This is a genomic window from Chromatiales bacterium, assembly GCA_014323925.1.
GTDB lineage: Bacteria > Pseudomonadota > Gammaproteobacteria > Poriferisulfidales > Oxydemutatoraceae > SP5GCR1.
In genome coordinates this window covers 1-15,248 of sequence record JACONC010000012.1, presented here as the reverse complement: position 1 = coordinate 15,248, position 15,248 = coordinate 1, and the positions used below count along the sequence as shown (strand labels likewise).

The window sequence follows — 15,248 nt, the reverse complement described above, 5'->3', positions numbered from 1 at the left end:
AATGGAATATCAACAATCCTTCGATGTAATCGTTATAGGCGGCGGACACGCCGGTAGCGAGGCAGCAGCAGCGGCGGCGCGCAGCGGAGCTGCAGTATTGCTACTCACCCAAAATATAGAAACCATAGGTCAAATGAGCTGCAACCCGGCAATCGGCGGTATAGGCAAGAGCCATTTAGTCCGTGAAGTAGATGCGCTAGACGGCTTAATGGCACGCTGTGCTGATCTTGCCGGCATACACTTTCGTATGCTCAATGCAAGCAAGGGGCCGGCGGTGCAAGCCATACGCGCACAAGCCGATCGTCAGCTATACAAAACAGCCATGCGTAGGCTGTTGGAAAAACACGCTAATATATTCTTATTTCAACAAACAGTGGAGGACCTCATCGTCACTAACAATCGCATAGAAGGTGTGATTACACAGATGGGACTTCGCTTTAGAGCGCCTACGGTGGTGTTGACCACTGGTACTTTTCTGGGTGGGCGTATGCACATAGGAACCCACAACTACCAAGGCGGGCGGGCTGGCGAAGCACCAGCCAATGCACTCGCCGAAAGATTGCGTGCATTGCCGCTACGCGTAGGTCGGCTAAAGACCGGCACACCGCCGCGCATCGCTAAAGACACGATAGATTTCACAAAACTTGCCATCCAGCCTAGCGACACACCACAACCAATATTCTCTTATCTGGGTAGCCGCCGCGAGCATCCACCGCAACGCCAATGTTCTATCGCTCGCACCAACGAGCGTACGCACGAAATCATCCGTACTGCTCTCCATCGTTCACCGACCTACAACGGCATAATTAATTCCGCCGGCCCGCGTTATTGTCCGTCGATAGAAGATAAAATAGTGCGCTTTGCTGATAAAACATCGCATCAGATTTTCGTTGAGCCAGAAGGATTAGACAACGGCGAGGTTTATCCGAATGGAATTTCGACCTGCCTGGACTTTGATGTGCAAGTTGCGATGGTACGCTCTATTGAAGGATTCGAAAAAGCCCACATCACTCGCCCAGCTTACGCGATTGAATACGACTATATGGATCCTCGCGACCTTAATCCATCTCTTGAAACCCAAGTGATAGAAGGACTGTTCTTTGCTGGCCAAATCAACGGCACAACAGGCTATGAAGAAGCTGCCGCTCAGGGTTTGATAGCAGGTCTCAACGCAGCGCGCAAAGCACAAGGTAAAGCATCGTGGTATCCAAGCCGCGAGCAAGCCTATATTGGCGTATTAATAGACGATCTAACCATACATGGTACCAATGAACCTTATCGCATGTTTACTAGTCGTGCCGAATATAGGCTATCTTTACGTCAAGATAACGCCGATTTTCGCCTGACTGAGCAAGGCAGAGAACTGGGTCTAATCAGTGATTTACGCTGGCGCGTGTTTGAAAAAAAGCGCAACAGCATCAATGCCGAGCAAGCTAAACTCAAAGCCCTCACCATCACCCCTGAACAATGCCGACCACTCGGCATAGTACTCAAACATCCATGCCCTGCTGCCGAACTACTTAAAAGGCCTGAGGTTTCATATCAAGATATCGCTCGTATAGCAAATATGGATGCCGTGGCAACCGACGAACAAGTCATCTCGCAAATTGAAATACAGGCAAAGTATAGCGGTTATTTAATTCGTCAGAAAGACGAGATCACGCGACTCGCTGCAGCGCGCTCCCAACAAATTCCACCGACTTTTGATTATTCTAAAGTCACTGGTTTATCCAACGAATTACGCAGCAAACTCAATGAATTCAAACCTAACTCAATAGGACAGGCGGAGCGTATACAAGGCATGACCCCGGCATCCCTGTCGCTATTGCGGATCTATCTAAAAAAGCATGACCTACGCTATCAGCGCAGCGTCTAATCTACTGCTGTACTGGATACTGTTAGGCTTTGCCGCACCCCTCAATGCCCAGAGTATTATTGAATCGGAGCACACCTTACATATAAAAAGCAAACACAGTGTCGCACTCACTGTCGAGCGCGCCAAGCGTATTGCCGAGCATAGCGAACTGAAAGTATTTGGAGTGATCGACTACAACCAAGTGGCTAGCGCTGCCGGTACGACCCTATTGCCTGCTCAGCTGATGGTTTTCGGCGATTCCGAGATAGACGCCGAATTGCTCGAGGCAAACCCGTTAATCGGTCTTGACTTACCACTCAAACTACTAGTGTGGGAAGATAGCCGAGGTGTGGTCTGGATTAGCTACAGTTCAGTTGAGGCTATGCAAAAACGCCATCAGCTTGATGCCTATGCCGAAAAATTCAATGAAATAGGAAATTTACTAAAAGACCTGGCACAACGAGCGGGGCGATAGCTTGGAATCTATAACCTTGCTCAACCAAGAATGTTGTGCTCTGGGTATTAGACCCACCGACCGACAATTAGAGATGCTGTTGCAGTGGATTAAATTACTACAAAAATGGAACACTGCATATAATCTATCGGCGTTAAATAGCACTGAGCAAATCATCCGTTATTTAATAATCGGTAGCCTTGCTGCAATTCCTTATTTACGTGGCAACACTGTCTTAGATGTAGGTAGCGGCTGTGGTGTGCCGGGCATCCCGCTGGCCATCCTTGCACCACACCATCAATATACATTAATAGACAGCAACGGTAAAAAGACCCGCTTCTTGGAACACTGCCGAATTTTCCTAGAGCTCTCGCATATAGAAATCAAGCAGATCCGTGCCGAAAATTTTATACCCAGGATTAAATTTGACACGATAATCAGTCGCGCATTGAGTAGCTTGGAGCGATTTATTGCTAGCACTCTACACTTAGGTCACAAACAGACCCATTGGCTGGCATTAAAAGGTAAAATAAGCCCACAAGAACTACAAAAATTAGATAGTATAGCAACTGAGATAGGATTGAGGCATCGTCTTAAAGTACTCAATACAATGAAAGAAGAAACCGGAAATTTAGTGCTTGTTAGATACTAGATAGAATAGAAAGTGACAACCATCTACGCGATAACCAACCAAAAAGGTGGAGTCGGCAAAACGACAACAAGTGTTAATCTAGCCGCTGGCTTAGCTGCCGCTCGGCGACGCGTATTGCTCATTGATATGGATCCGCAAGGTAATGCAACATCAGGTAGCAACACTGACAAAAATGAATTAACCGCAACCACTGCAAATTTATTGGAAGGCACATCGCTTGCCGATTGTATTAAATTTTGCGAAGCCGGCGGTTACTATCTGGTCGGTGCGAACTCGACATTGACCGTCACCGAAGTCGCTCTGACGCGCGCCGAGAACAGTAGCTTTTATTTACGCGAAGCATTAAATCACGACACCCCCTACGATTATATCTTGTTGGATTGTCCACCGACACTCAACGCATTAACGATCAATGCATTGATAGCCGCTGAGGGTGTGATTATTCCCATACAGTGCGAATACTACGCACTAGAAGGGCTTTCGTCTTTAGTTGAAACTATTGAACGCATACGCCAAACTGCTAATCCTCGACTACGCATAGAAGGCGTGTTGCGTACGATGTACGACCCACGCAATAACCTCGCACAAGATGTATCGCAGCAGCTCAGCGTTTTTTTCAAGGATGAACTTTACCAAACCGTCATCCCTCGTAATGTAACCCTCGCTGAAGCACCCAGTCACGGGCTATCTATCATACAATACGATAAGGCATCCAAAGGTGCCATCGCTTACATTGAATTGGTAGGTGAAATGTTGAACCGCAGGAAAAACAATGCTAAAAATTTACAACCATGAAAAAAGCAAAAAACACAGCAAAAAGTACAGCAAAAAGTATGGCTAAAAGCACGGCGAAAAAACGCAGAGGATTAGGCTCTCTTGGTGTAGATGCGCTACTCACCACAGTTGCCAATGATGATGCCACAGCGACAATCGACGAACCAATTATATATATAGCGGTTGATAAAATACAGCCAAACCGCTACCAACCGCGCAAACATATAGACAAAGACGCATTGCAAGAACTTGCCACCTCTATTAAACACCAAGGCCTGCTACAACCGATAGTCGTGCGGGTAGCGACTGGCCAGCACGGGCTATACGAACTGATTGCCGGCGAACGGCGTTGGCGGGCAGCACAGTTAGCAGATCTTGACAAGATTCCAGCAGTAGTAAAACAGGTCGACGAACACGCTGCCGCAGCCATTGCGCTGGTAGAGAATATACAGCGCCAGGACCTCACTGCGATAGAAGAAGCACTGGCTATCAAACAACTGCTAATCAAATTCGATATGACACACGCACAAGTAGCAACTGCCATCGGACGCTCCAGACCTGCAGTTTCCAACCTGCTGAGATTGTTGGAATTGACACCCGAAGTACGCGACTGGTTGGCAGAAGGCAAACTGGAGATGGCACACGCTCGAACATTGCTACAGCTCGACAAAGCGCAGCAAGCCGATACTGCCCGCTTGATAATGGAAAAGCAGATGAATGCACGTGAAGTTGAGGATTATATTAGGAAAATTTTGAATAAAAAGAAAAAGAAGACCAAAAAGAAAAAATCAGATGAAGATAGCGAAACCGCTAAACTAGAACGCCACCTATCCGAACATTTAGGTGCAACAGTTAAAGTTAAATACAGCTCCAAAACCAGCAACGGTTCGCTGATAATTTACTATACCTCGTTGGACGAATTGGATAATATATTAGAGAAAATTACTTAAACAAACCATCAACTTAACTACATCTTTTTGAGCAACTTGCGGATGAAAATGTAGGCACAACACTACTTCGGTTGTGGCTGTCAGTCGGCTAAGATTGCTCCCTCTCTAAGCTGATCAGATAGTCCAACACATCCATCAAGCCGGGCAAACTGCCGACCATACTGGGAGATGTGATGTAGCGACCGTTCACTGCAAAGGTCGGCACGCTTTTGATAGCATACTCGTTAACCAAGCGGTCGGCTTTTTGGGTTTTAGTATGAACAACAAAAGAATTGTATGCTTTGATGAACTGTTCCTTGCTTATACCAGAATCAAAGGAAGCAAAGAACTCAGCTATCTTGTCTTCGGTGACCAGATCGCGTCGTGATTGCTCACCATGTATAGCATTGAAAAAAACTTCATGCAGATCAAGTCTGTCTAAGCTCTCCAGCACATAATACACTTTGGCATGGATCACCCATCGCTCGCTGAATGTGGCAGGTATGCGTACTAATTCTACATCCTCCGGTATATCCCAGCCTTCTATATAAGGCTCGACAGTATAACAATGCGGGCAACCGTACCAAAAGAACTCGATCACTTCTATTTTGTCTTCGCCCACTTCTGTCTGCATACGCGGGGAGATCATCGTGTAGTCGCTACCCTCGGCAAACTGTTCAGCGACGACTGCTTGGCCAGATAGCACAAAAAGAGCAGCAGCCACCGCTGCTTGTATTATTGTTGTACGACCAAACATCAGTGTAACCCCTGCATATAAGACGACACGGCTTCTATCTCATCGTCAGTCAATTTTGCAGCAATGCCATTCATAATCTCCGAACCGGGATAGTTTTCGGTAGCACTGCGGTATTTCTTCAGCCGCTCAACCGTATACATGGCATGCTGATAAGAGATATTTGGAAAGCCTGCTGCCGGATTGCCCTTGCCATTCGGGCCATGGCAAGATATGCAGGCCGGTATGCCGCTCTCGCTATTGCCGCCACGATAGAGTTTTTCGCCGGCGGCGACTAACGCCTCATCGGCGGCACCTGGACTACGCACCATCGACTCGTAGTAAGCCGCTAGATGCTTTATATCGTCGTCAGATAAAGCGGCAGCTTGTGGGTTCATCAGCGGGTTGACGCGTTCGCTTTTCTTAAAATGTTGCAGTTGTTTAATGATGTACTGCGCTGACTGACCTGCGATTTTAGGCCATTGTGGATTGACACTGTTACCGTCTGGGCCGTGGCAAGCGACACACTGCATAGATTTAGATTTACCTTGTTCTATATCGCCTTGCGCACCAACCACGCTCATCGCTAAAAAGCTCAGAACCATTAAACATATTTTGTATTTCATACTAATTTCTCTTTACTCAGTTATAAAAATTGCTATTGGGGTTTATTTGACCAGCAAACTTTAAATAATGAAAGATATCCATATTTTGAATTGCATAGCCTGATTATACCCTATCTCAGACCAGAGTAAAACTGATTGTACGATGCAGGACTAGAGAATTTTAATCACAGAATTTGATAAATGAGGATATGTGAGTAATTGTATAATCTCTTTATTTCCGTAAAACTCCAATTAAAGGAATTACCTATCAATCAATACTACATATCTTCACTGATCTATATATGCTATTGCAAGATTCAGCTTGGAAAATGACCGCTATTTGTGCAGAAAATAATTGCCGAGCAGTAGCCGTTTTTGAACCCCCAAAAAAGGCGGCGTTAAAAAGGCGGCGTTTGACTTGCTTGAAGTGCAGTGTATTCGCTATATCACAACGCTATGCAGAAGAGAGCATTATGCCTTACACCCAGTGCTGACGATGGGAGGGCGTCTGCATACTTGCGTAAAGCAACCTCTGGTACAGTGTCGCAGTTGTGGCAGACAAGCAGTTTGCTATCTTCAATGGTTGCAAGCCGGCAAATACATCGCCTGGGATGCCGATTCATCCTCAATAAATCCGCGCTAAGGCCATCGTTCTGAGTAACCCATGCAGGTATTGAAAGTCTCAGCCGTAAAATAGCGGATTTATTAAGGCGAGGATATGGTTATAAAGGCTTAGAATACTTGACTTTGGAGATTAGACAGTTATCTGCACCTTATTTACCTCTGGGTCGTGTGACTAAACTTTCTAGCTCCCATCTATAGCTAACCAGTTTAGTTTTCGTTGGGCTGTGGTATAATAAAAGATTATAAGCAAATACTGCTTAGGGTATTCCACTAAAATTTATGAGGAGATAATTATGGAAGTTAAATGGGATGAAGACACCTGCATACACGCGGGTAATTGTGTAAACGGCTTACCAGCTGTTTTTAAGGTAGTAGATGGTAAATTCGTTATTAATCAAACGGGCGCCAGTGAGGAGGCAATACGCGACCAAGTGGCAAAGTGTCCATCGGGTGCTTTAACTATTGAATAATAAATTTTCAGTTTCAAGGAGGTGTATAAATGATTGGAGATCAATTAAGAACCCGTATGGTTTTACATGGTCATCCTAAATGCATGGATACTGCCAAGTGTTTGCAAATGGCAGCAGAAAAAGGCGTTGATATAGAAGCGAAAGTAATAGATATAGATGGAGGAGGAATGGATAGTTCTGATGTTCGGACACTATCCCCATTAGGAGTCGCTCCTATATTAAAGGATATAGACTTTGTTGTATACGGCACTGGGGCAGCACTTTCTTATTTAGATGACAAGGGTTTCGGACCTTCTTTGGTGCCTAGAAACGGAGTTGTTAGGGCGATCATGTACCAATGGTGTGGTGTTGCATCTAACGAAGCTCAACCTAAAATAGCTGCTGACGACATTACCGGACTTGACGAAATCCTAAGCCAGTTGAATACCCAAATTACTAATCCACCTAAAAAGGGTGATTATATTTGCGGTGATTTTTCTATGGCTGATATACATTGGTCAGCTTGTGTGAACATGCTAATGATTAAAGGGCATGGTGATTTAGTGAGCCAGCAAGGAAAAGTTCAGGAATGGTTCAACAAAGTTAAACAGCATTCAAGCACTAGTAAAGAGAATATCATTCCTTATACTACTGTGCCGACATCAGAGGATATACAAAACGGTAAGCTCAGAGATATTTCTATTAATGTTTGAAATATCTAGATAAGATTTTAACTGTTTCTGATAGAGCACTTTGCTTGTTTGTTCGACCGCATAATCGTAATAGTATGTTGGTATGTCTATATTTGATTTTTTCAAACCAAGCAAGGAGCATCAAGCTACCATTAATGGTTCTTCTAAGGTTGTCGTAAAGCCCAAACAAAATCTGCTGGCAGCAGGTCTGACAGCAGGTTTAGCTTGGCCTCACGACTGCCGGGTTGGCAGTTGTGGCACTTGCCGGTGCTACCTAAAGAAAGGTAAGATCAAGCCGCTGAATGATTTTTCTTATGTGCTAACCCCTGATCAGCTTGATGCAGGAATGATTCTTGCCTGCCAAACTGCATTAAAATCTGATGTTGAGATAGAAGTAGCATTAGATGCCAGTGTAGAACAGGTTATTAGTTGTGAAGGCACTCTGGCGCGGGTGCGCAATTTAACTCACGATATTATTGAAATGTTAATTCATTGTGATGTTGATATGCCGACCATGAAAGCCGGTCAATACGCCGAAATATCTCATAAGGACTTAAGCAAACCTCGCTCCTATTCTTTTGCAAGTTCTCCGCAACAGAGTAATTCAAGAGAACTACTGTTCTTTGTGCGCCATGTACCTGGTGGCGAGTTTACCGACTGGTTGTTTGAGCGCGATCAAACAGGTGCTCGTTTTAATATCAGTGTGCCGTATGGTAATTTTTGGCTGCGCGATAGCGAAAAACCTATGATTTGCATTGCTGGTGGCAGTGGTATGAGCGCACTTAAAGCAGTATTGGAACACGCAGCCCAAAGCAAAGTGCTGCGCGATGCATATTACTTCTTTGGCGCACGAGCCCAACGCGATCTATACTGCAGAGAGGAGATGGAAGAAGTGGGTAAAAACTGGGCGGGTGAAAAAACATTTAAATATATAGAAGTCTTGTCGGATGAACCAAAAGACAGCGATTGGCAAGGACCGAGTGGCTTTGTGACCCAACACTTAAAAGAAGAATATATAGACAAAGGTGTGATAGATGCCGGACAATGTCAGGCGTATCTCTGCGGTCCACCACCAATGATAGATGCAGCCATCAAAGTGCTGATAGAAAACAATATGCCGGAAGACCAGATCTTTTATGACAAATTCTTGGATGCTTCAAGTATTCCTGGCGGTCGCTAAGTTAGAACACCCCGTTCGCAACGCCAGCCCAACATGAAAAGTCCGTAGGGGTGTCCCAATGCCTACACTATACCTTTAGAACACCCCGGAGAATCTCTAGGCAGCTTGCTTTGTGCCGTATCTTAACAATGTAGTGCAACCTGATACCACCGCGTGCTGTAGATACAACTATCAGAATAATACTGATAGCCCTAGTACCCTCTAATCATAAGATGTTCTTGATACGAAATATTGGCAATGCAGGGGCGAACCGCTTGCATACCATCAATACATTGATATAATGCTACTTCAATATTTAAATTTGTATGATAAGGGGTGATAGCTATGAAATTATTTATTGCTTTAGCACTAATGGTGGTATGGTCAGTGTTTATTTTTTATGTCATGAACTGGATTCCATTCACGGATCACTTGCATGATCCTTTATGGAGTTTAGGAGCTGCCGTAGGTTTATTGATCGGCTTAGTCGGTAATGTATGGATATTTTTCCTGGTCATGAAAGAGGACCCATGGTTGTGGCATACAGATCCCAAAGAATAGCCACTTTGAGATATTTTTGTAGATTTAACGATACCAAGTAATATTTCTTAATCGACCTGCCTCAGACTAAGCCATTAGTTTATATGGCTGTTATAACTGGAGAATATAGAACTGATGCAACAACAATTTGAAATTAAAGCACAATCGCGTGCGAAAGCTAATAGTAATGGCAACCGCCGTATGCGAAAGGCAGGTCAAGTCCCGGCTGTGGTCTATGGCGGCAACCACCCAGAGGTGTTGCTTTCAATTAACCATAATGAACTGATGCAGCATTTGAAAAACGAGGCTTTTTATTCGCATATCCTAACCTTAAAAGCAGAGGGCAAGCACGAAAAGGTTATTTTGCGTGACATACAACGCCATCCCAGTAAAACCCAAGTTCTGCATATAGATTTCTTTAGGATTAGTGAGGATCAACAGATTAAAGTCCATGTGCCTTTGCACTTTATAAATGAGGATGTATGCGTAGGCGTGAAGCAGCAGGGAGGAATTATCAGCCACATGCAGACTGATGTAGAAGTCAGTTGTTTGCCGAAAGACCTGCCAGAATATCTAGAAGTAGATGTTGCCGATTTACGCTTAAATAATTCACTGCATCTGTCTGACCTCAAATTACCAGAAAATGTTAATTTAGTAGCTCTGTCGCACGGTGAGGCAAGTGACTTTGCGCTGGTCTCAGTCATTATGCCGCGCGTTATGGAAGTTGGCGAAGCAGAGGAAGCTGTAGAGGCGGAAAGTGCAGAACCACAACAAGAAACGGAAGACGAACAAAAATCTGAACAAAGCAATAAAGATCAGAAAACCTAGGTTGCAATCATCGCTATTTCTAAGTTGACATCTAGTCAGACAAAGATAAGTCTGATAGCCGGTTTAGGCAACCCTGGAACCAAATATCAAAATAATCGCCACAATGCAGGCTTTTGGTTTGTTGATTATCTAGCACATAAACACCAGTTGCAGTTCAAAGACAACGCTAAACTCAAAAGTGCTATATGCAATATCACGCTGTTAGGACAACCAGTAAGACTCATAAAACCGAACATATTTATGAACCGTAGTGGGCAGGCACTTGCCTCAGTTATCCATTTTTACAAGCTAAGCATAGAGCAGGTTTTAGTAGTACACGACGAGATAGATTTTCAAACGGCAAAAATACGCATTAAATACGGTGGCGGACACGGCGGGCATAACGGCTTATTGGATATTATCAGGCACCTAGGCAAGGATTTTTGGCGCTTGCGTATTGGCGTAGGACACCCTGGTTCCAAAGACAAGGTCACACCCTATGTTTTATCCAACCCTAAACCAGAAGAACGACTAGCAATAGATGCCTATTTTCCCATGCTTTACGAACTAACCAAGGATATAGTAGCCGGAGAGTTTGACAAGGCAGTGGAAGCCCTACACAGCCATAACTAATACATGGGAAGGCGCATTCATGGGATTTAAATGCGGTATTGTGGGTTTGCCTAATGTGGGTAAATCGACCCTGTTCAATGCGCTGACTGGTGCGGATATTGCTGCAGAGAATTATCCTTTTTGCACTATAGATCCGAATACCGGTGTGGTAGAGGTTGCTGACGAGCGCCTGAATAGATTAGCGCAGTTGGCATCGTCAGCCAAAAAAGTACCGACTATACTTGAATTCGTAGATATTGCAGGTCTTGTTAAAGGAGCTTCAAAAGGCGAAGGGTTAGGCAATCAGTTTCTGTCTCATATTAGGGGCACGCACGCAATCGCTCAGGTTTTAAGATGCTTTGGAGGTGAGGTGAGCCATGTTGACGGCAAGGTCGATCCACTGTCTGATGTGGAAATTATCAATACCGAACTACTGCTCTCTGATCTAGAAATAGTTGACCGTGCCTGTCAACGCGTCGCTAAAAACGCTAAATCCGGCAATAAAGATGAGCTTCAAAAAAAGCAAATACTAGAGCAGTTATACGAACACCTAGCAGCAGGAAATAATATTCGCACGCTCAACTTAAACGAAGCTGAACAAGCACATGTGCGAGAATTAAATCTGTTAAGTTCTAAACCGATGATGCTCATTGCCAATGTAGACGAGCAAAATATCGAAAACCTCTATCACCGACATTTAGTTCGTTATGCCGATGAACACAACTTAATTCTCGTTGAGGTCTGTGCCAAATTTGAGGCTGAACTGGTCTGTCTAGATAGAGAGGAACGGTTAGAGTTTATGAAGGATTTAGGTATGAGACAGACTGGTCTAGATCGCGTTGCCCAAGCCGGCTATCGCTTGCTTAATCTACTTACATTTTTTACTGCTGGTGCCAAAGAAGCTAAAGCATGGACAGTCGCCAACGGTGCTACTGCACCGCAAGCTGCCGGTTGCATACACAGCGACTTTGAAAAAGGCTTCATTCGTGCCGAAGTAATTGCCTATGAAGATTATATAAATCATGGCGGTGAACAAGGGGCTAAAGATGCTGGAAAATGGCGTCTGGAAGGCAAGGACTATATAATGCAAGAAGCCGATATCGTACACTTCAGGTTTAGTACTTAACCAACCCACATCACTTAAGTTTCCGATAATTATTTGCTAAGCAAAGCAATACTTTTAAGCACTGTATTCTTTTGTTGCAAACAAAACACCTCACAGGTATTCAGTAATCTCGTCATAAATCTGGGTGCCGAACCATAAAATTCCCTGTATAGCTAGGCTCAAGCTGAGAATATTAACATCTACGCTTGGCAGGATTGGTCGTATGAGTGGGTTGATAATGGTCCGAGAGAATGGGATCGTTTACAAAACAACTCTGCCAATATCGGCTTCATGTCCCACATGGATACTGGTATTCCTGGTTTACAAGTGGGCTTCCGATGTGAACAATACACCTTCTTTTCAAACGCAGATACCAACGATGACTGGTGTAGTCGTGAATCTAAAATCAGCCTTCGCCACGAGATGATGGGTGAGATTATGTTTGCTCAATGGTTATTACCATATAACCAAATCGTTGCTCAATGGATAGATCCCTTCTACGATGCCGGTGCCGACTCGCATAGTAGTATTATGGGTAATATTGGTGGTGAAACTAGAGGAGTGAATGTACCTGGCGGTTTTACAGGAGCGTTTTATGCTGGAAGCTTTGGTGGTTTTGCAGCGGGTGATAATTATGGCGCACTCTCTTTTAATCGTCGTCAAGAAGGTATCGTCCAGTATGTTTGGCCGAATACCGCAGCTATGGGAGACCAGAATCGCGATGGTTTTCAGTTCCGCTTTGCGGTAACAGATGGTAGTGCAACAGACGAGGAGATAATTTATAATCAAGGTACTAATACAGAAAGAAAAGCTACTCTTGACCCTCGTATTATGTCCACTGGTGTTGCTTACCAGCATAATATGGGTGCCCACCAAATCTGGATCGCTGCCGCTTATGAACAACATGAAGACACTACCGCTAGTATCCTTCGGAATGTTGCAAAATGCGCTGACTCAGAAGATGAAGGTATAAGGCTTGCTGGTCGCTATAAACACGACTGGGGTAATGGGCAAACTACCTATATTGCCGGAATGTATGAAGAACTGGACTATGATTCGACGGGTTGTACAGATGTGAACGATGCTGATTTTACCTTTGATAACCCAGCTCCTATCTGGACAGGTGTTGAACGTGATGCTTGGATGATTTCTGGTAAGCATGCCTTCGGCAATGGTTTAGATATTCGCGCTTCCTATATGGATGGCGACGATTTAGAGTGCGATGGTGATGTCTGTAGAGATAACCCAGCTACAGCTAATGTAAACGAGCGGGCCGAAGCTGAAAGGAACACTGGTGCGGATGCATTTAACATAGGCTTGTTCTATACGATGCCGGCTGGTACTGAGTTGCGCGCAACATATTCTGAAGTTAGTAACGAAGCTAACGCCGGTTATGATTTCGGTATAGGTGTAAGCGGGGTTCCTCAAGGTGAAGATGTAGAAATGTTCGCCGTTGGTATTGTCCACTGGTTTGACTAAACCTCTAAATTACGGATAAATGTTTTGACATGGATGTCACGAGAGCTTCCCTCCGGCAAGAGGGAAGCTTTCCACTAATAAAAAACTTGATTAAATAAGGAGGATATTATGAAAAAGAGAGGTTGTAATCTATTCTGTGTAACTTTGTATTCAATAGCTAATTGTTTCATCGCCGATTTCCAGTTCCGTATCGGAATCGCCCAGTAATCAGCAACTTCCTCCAGCCCCAATAGACTATTTTTAAATGCCGATTGGTCACTTGGAAATATCTTACGAGTGCAGATTGATTTTCTGATAAACCTATTGCGGCTTTCTATTGCATTCGTAGTATAGATGGTTTTTCTAATCTCTAGGCGAGCAATCAAACAAAGTAATTAGGTAATTGTTGCATCAAGATTTTTCTATGCTTAGCTGACTTAGTCGGTCATTTTCTGGCAAGCCCATCTAAAGCCAGTTCTCTGCATATTTACCACACTTTACCAAACGAAAAACTTTCTTTAAATATAGGTGAAATCGTGTAGCAAAGATTGTCTAGAGGTTCGTATGATTTGGGAAATGGTCCCATTTGGTGTGTCATTATAGGGATTATTGTATCTAGGGAAATAGATTAAAAAATAACAAGAATAAAAAAACCGCCACCCAAAGGCGGCGGTCTCTACCATCCATGGTGGAATAGTGGTAAAAAATTCTATCCGTGAAATATACGACTAGTCAAACCAGTGGACGATACCGACGGCGAACATTTCTATATCCGCGCCTGTAGCAGGAACGGTACCGTTGATACCAAAATCATAACCAGCATTGTCTTTGTTATCAACTTCAGAATAAGTCGCACGCAACTCAGTACCAGCCGGCATCGTGTAGAACACACCAATGTTGAATGCATCCGCATCAGTATCTCTTTCGGCTGCCGAAGTACATACATCGGAATCACAGTCCCATTCGTCGGCATCCATATATGAGGCACGGATATCCACGCCGTTGCCGAAGGCATGCTTACCGGAAATCATCCAAGCATCACGGTCTACACCGCTCCAGATGGGGGCATTTGTATTATTATAATCTGCAGAAGTAGTAGGCTTACCATTAGCATCAACTGCTGTCACACGTTGGCAACTTGCGTCGTACTCCAGTTCTTCGTACATCGCAGCAATCCAAGTGGACTGACCATTACCCCAATCGTGCTTATAGCGACCGGCTAAACGATAACCTTCGTCATCTGAGTCATCACATGCAATGTCACCAACTTCTGCCTCGCCACTATAACTTAAGTTAACTGCACTGACATCTTCGTGTTGCTCGTAAGCGGCGGCAAGCCAGATTTGGCCGTTAGCCATATTATGCTGATACGAAACACCAGTAGATATGATACGCGGATCAACATCCCTACCACCTAACGGCGATTCAGAATCAACGCCTTGTGCTTCAATACCATCTCCTGATGTAACCGCAAAGCGAAACTGTAAGCCATCGCGGGTTTGACTTGCCATCGCCGAAGTATTCGGCCAAACATATTGGACGACACCTTCTTGACGACGGTTAAAAGCCAGTGCCCCGAATGCATTAGTAAAGTCGCTACTATTATTAAAGCTACCGTTGTAGAACAACGAACTTAACCAACCACCAGAACGCTCAGTAGAACCACCAATATTACCCATAATGCTGGTATGCGAGTCGGCACCAGCATCATAGAAAGGATCTACCCATTGGGCAACGATTTCGTTGTAAGGTAGCAACCATTGACCAAACATAATCTCACCCGCCGTCTCGTGGCGAAGG

18 protein-coding genes are annotated in these 15,248 nt (G+C 44.4%); 14 read left to right on the top strand and 4 right to left on the bottom strand.

Features of this window, described 5'->3' with window-relative positions:
* Position 1: 1 nt before the first annotated feature.
* The 5 genes from mnmG to GDA45_05850 are packed head-to-tail and all read left to right on the top strand — an operon-like array spanning position 2 to position 4,685.
* The gene (gene mnmG / locus GDA45_05870) at positions 2–1,876 is read left to right on the top strand and encodes a tRNA uridine-5-carboxymethylaminomethyl(34) synthesis enzyme MnmG (protein MBC6414391.1); all 1,875 of its coding nucleotides are present in this window, start codon (positions 2–4) and stop codon (positions 1,874–1,876) included.
* Positions 1,848–2,330 carry a DUF302 domain-containing protein gene (locus GDA45_05865; protein ID MBC6414390.1) on the top strand — a complete coding sequence of 161 codons (483 nt, stop codon included), beginning with the start codon at positions 1,848–1,850 and terminating at the stop codon, positions 2,328–2,330. The genes mnmG and GDA45_05865 overlap by 29 nt, the downstream gene beginning before the upstream one ends.
* A gap of 1 nt (position 2,331) precedes the next feature.
* The gene (gene rsmG, locus GDA45_05860) at positions 2,332–2,961 is read left to right on the top strand and encodes a 16S rRNA (guanine(527)-N(7))-methyltransferase RsmG (GenBank protein ID MBC6414389.1); all 630 of its coding nucleotides are present in this window, start codon (positions 2,332–2,334) and stop codon (positions 2,959–2,961) included.
* 12 nt (positions 2,962–2,973) lie between these two features.
* A complete protein-coding gene (locus GDA45_05855) occupies positions 2,974–3,756 on the top strand; it encodes a ParA family protein (protein ID MBC6414388.1) in 783 nt (260 codons plus the stop codon).
* Positions 3,757–3,794: 38 nt separating this feature from the next.
* A complete protein-coding gene (locus GDA45_05850; protein ID MBC6414387.1) occupies positions 3,795–4,685 on the top strand; it encodes a ParB/RepB/Spo0J family partition protein in 891 nt (296 codons plus the stop codon).
* A gap of 88 nt (positions 4,686–4,773) precedes the next feature.
* Here the strand turns inward: GDA45_05850 and GDA45_05845 are convergent, their stop codons facing one another.
* Together GDA45_05845 and GDA45_05840 are read right to left on the bottom strand one after the other, a co-directional pair.
* Complete coding sequence (locus tag GDA45_05845; GenBank protein MBC6414386.1) at positions 4,774–5,421, bottom strand: thiol:disulfide interchange protein DsbA/DsbL; 648 nt, start codon at positions 5,419–5,421, stop codon at positions 4,774–4,776.
* Positions 5,421–6,023, bottom strand: coding sequence for a cytochrome c4 (locus GDA45_05840; protein MBC6414385.1), 603 nt, complete (start codon positions 6,021–6,023; stop codon positions 5,421–5,423). Before GDA45_05840 ends, GDA45_05845 begins: the two co-directional genes overlap by 1 nt.
* 397 nt (positions 6,024–6,420) lie before the next feature.
* On the opposite strand from GDA45_05840, the gene GDA45_05835 reads away from it, so the two are divergent.
* The 9 genes from GDA45_05835 to GDA45_05795 all read left to right on the top strand — a co-directional run bounded on the left by GDA45_05835 (position 6,421) and on the right by GDA45_05795 (position 13,469).
* A complete protein-coding gene (locus GDA45_05835; protein MBC6414384.1) occupies positions 6,421–6,645 on the top strand; it encodes a hypothetical protein in 225 nt (74 codons plus the stop codon).
* 274 nt (positions 6,646–6,919) lie between these two features.
* Positions 6,920–7,096 carry a (4Fe-4S)-binding protein gene (locus tag GDA45_05830; protein MBC6414383.1) on the top strand — a complete coding sequence of 59 codons (177 nt, stop codon included), beginning with the start codon at positions 6,920–6,922 and terminating at the stop codon, positions 7,094–7,096.
* Positions 7,097–7,125: 29 nt separating this feature from the next.
* Positions 7,126–7,788, top strand: a complete 663-nt coding sequence (locus GDA45_05825; protein MBC6414382.1) for a glutathione S-transferase family protein — start codon at positions 7,126–7,128, stop codon at positions 7,786–7,788.
* Between the two features lie 82 nt (positions 7,789–7,870).
* On the top strand, positions 7,871–8,947 hold the full coding sequence (locus tag GDA45_05820) for a 2Fe-2S iron-sulfur cluster binding domain-containing protein (protein ID MBC6414381.1): 1,077 nt from the start codon (positions 7,871–7,873) through the stop codon (positions 8,945–8,947).
* A 324-nt stretch (positions 8,948–9,271) separates the two neighbouring features.
* Entirely contained in the window at positions 9,272–9,487 is a 216-nt protein-coding gene (locus GDA45_05815; GenBank protein MBC6414380.1) for a hypothetical protein, read from the top strand.
* A 114-nt stretch (positions 9,488–9,601) separates the two neighbouring features.
* Positions 9,602–10,294, top strand: a complete 693-nt coding sequence (locus GDA45_05810; GenBank protein MBC6414379.1) for a 50S ribosomal protein L25/general stress protein Ctc — start codon at positions 9,602–9,604, stop codon at positions 10,292–10,294.
* A gap of 54 nt (positions 10,295–10,348) precedes the next feature.
* Positions 10,349–10,906 carry an aminoacyl-tRNA hydrolase gene (pth, locus tag GDA45_05805; GenBank protein MBC6414378.1) on the top strand — a complete coding sequence of 186 codons (558 nt, stop codon included), beginning with the start codon at positions 10,349–10,351 and terminating at the stop codon, positions 10,904–10,906.
* A gap of 19 nt (positions 10,907–10,925) precedes the next feature.
* Entirely contained in the window at positions 10,926–12,011 is a 1,086-nt protein-coding gene (gene ychF, locus GDA45_05800) for a redox-regulated ATPase YchF (protein ID MBC6414377.1), read from the top strand.
* Positions 12,012–12,281: 270 nt separating this feature from the next.
* Complete coding sequence (locus tag GDA45_05795; protein ID MBC6414376.1) at positions 12,282–13,469, top strand: hypothetical protein; 1,188 nt, start codon at positions 12,282–12,284, stop codon at positions 13,467–13,469.
* 74 nt (positions 13,470–13,543) lie between these two features.
* Here the strand turns inward: GDA45_05795 and GDA45_05790 are convergent, their stop codons facing one another.
* Together GDA45_05790 and GDA45_05785 are read right to left on the bottom strand one after the other, a co-directional pair.
* Positions 13,544–13,834, bottom strand: a complete 291-nt coding sequence (locus GDA45_05790; protein ID MBC6414375.1) for a transposase — start codon at positions 13,832–13,834, stop codon at positions 13,544–13,546.
* Between the two features lie 342 nt (positions 13,835–14,176).
* On the bottom strand, positions 14,177–15,220 hold the full coding sequence (locus tag GDA45_05785; protein MBC6414374.1) for a porin: 1,044 nt from the start codon (positions 15,218–15,220) through the stop codon (positions 14,177–14,179).
* Between the last annotated feature and the right edge of the window lie 28 nt (positions 15,221–15,248).

Bases quoted from the DNA above. Each gene is read 5' to 3' on its own strand.
- GDA45_05840 (MBC6414385.1), bottom strand. From the start codon at position 6,023: ATGAAATACAAAATATGTTTAATGGTTCTGAGCTTTTTAGCGATGAGC.
- mnmG (MBC6414391.1), top strand. From the start codon at position 2: ATGGAATATCAACAATCCTTCGATGTAATCGTTATAGGCGGCGGACAC.
- GDA45_05830 (MBC6414383.1), top strand. From the start codon at position 6,920: ATGGAAGTTAAATGGGATGAAGACACCTGCATACACGCGGGTAATTGT.
- GDA45_05850 (MBC6414387.1), top strand. From the start codon at position 3,795: ATGGCTAAAAGCACGGCGAAAAAACGCAGAGGATTAGGCTCTCTTGGT.
- ychF (MBC6414377.1), top strand. From the start codon at position 10,926: ATGGGATTTAAATGCGGTATTGTGGGTTTGCCTAATGTGGGTAAATCG.
- GDA45_05845 (MBC6414386.1), bottom strand. From the start codon at position 5,421: ATGTTTGGTCGTACAACAATAATACAAGCAGCGGTGGCTGCTGCTCTT.
- GDA45_05865 (MBC6414390.1), top strand. From the start codon at position 1,848: ATGACCTACGCTATCAGCGCAGCGTCTAATCTACTGCTGTACTGGATA.
- GDA45_05810 (MBC6414379.1), top strand. From the start codon at position 9,602: ATGCAACAACAATTTGAAATTAAAGCACAATCGCGTGCGAAAGCTAAT.
- GDA45_05795 (MBC6414376.1), top strand. From the start codon at position 12,282: ATGTCCCACATGGATACTGGTATTCCTGGTTTACAAGTGGGCTTCCGA.
- GDA45_05825 (MBC6414382.1), top strand. From the start codon at position 7,126: ATGATTGGAGATCAATTAAGAACCCGTATGGTTTTACATGGTCATCCT.
- GDA45_05815 (MBC6414380.1), top strand. From the start codon at position 9,272: ATGAAATTATTTATTGCTTTAGCACTAATGGTGGTATGGTCAGTGTTT.
- GDA45_05820 (MBC6414381.1), top strand. From the start codon at position 7,871: ATGTCTATATTTGATTTTTTCAAACCAAGCAAGGAGCATCAAGCTACC.
- GDA45_05785 (MBC6414374.1), bottom strand. From the start codon at position 15,220: ATGTTTGGTCAATGGTTGCTACCTTACAACGAAATCGTTGCCCAATGG.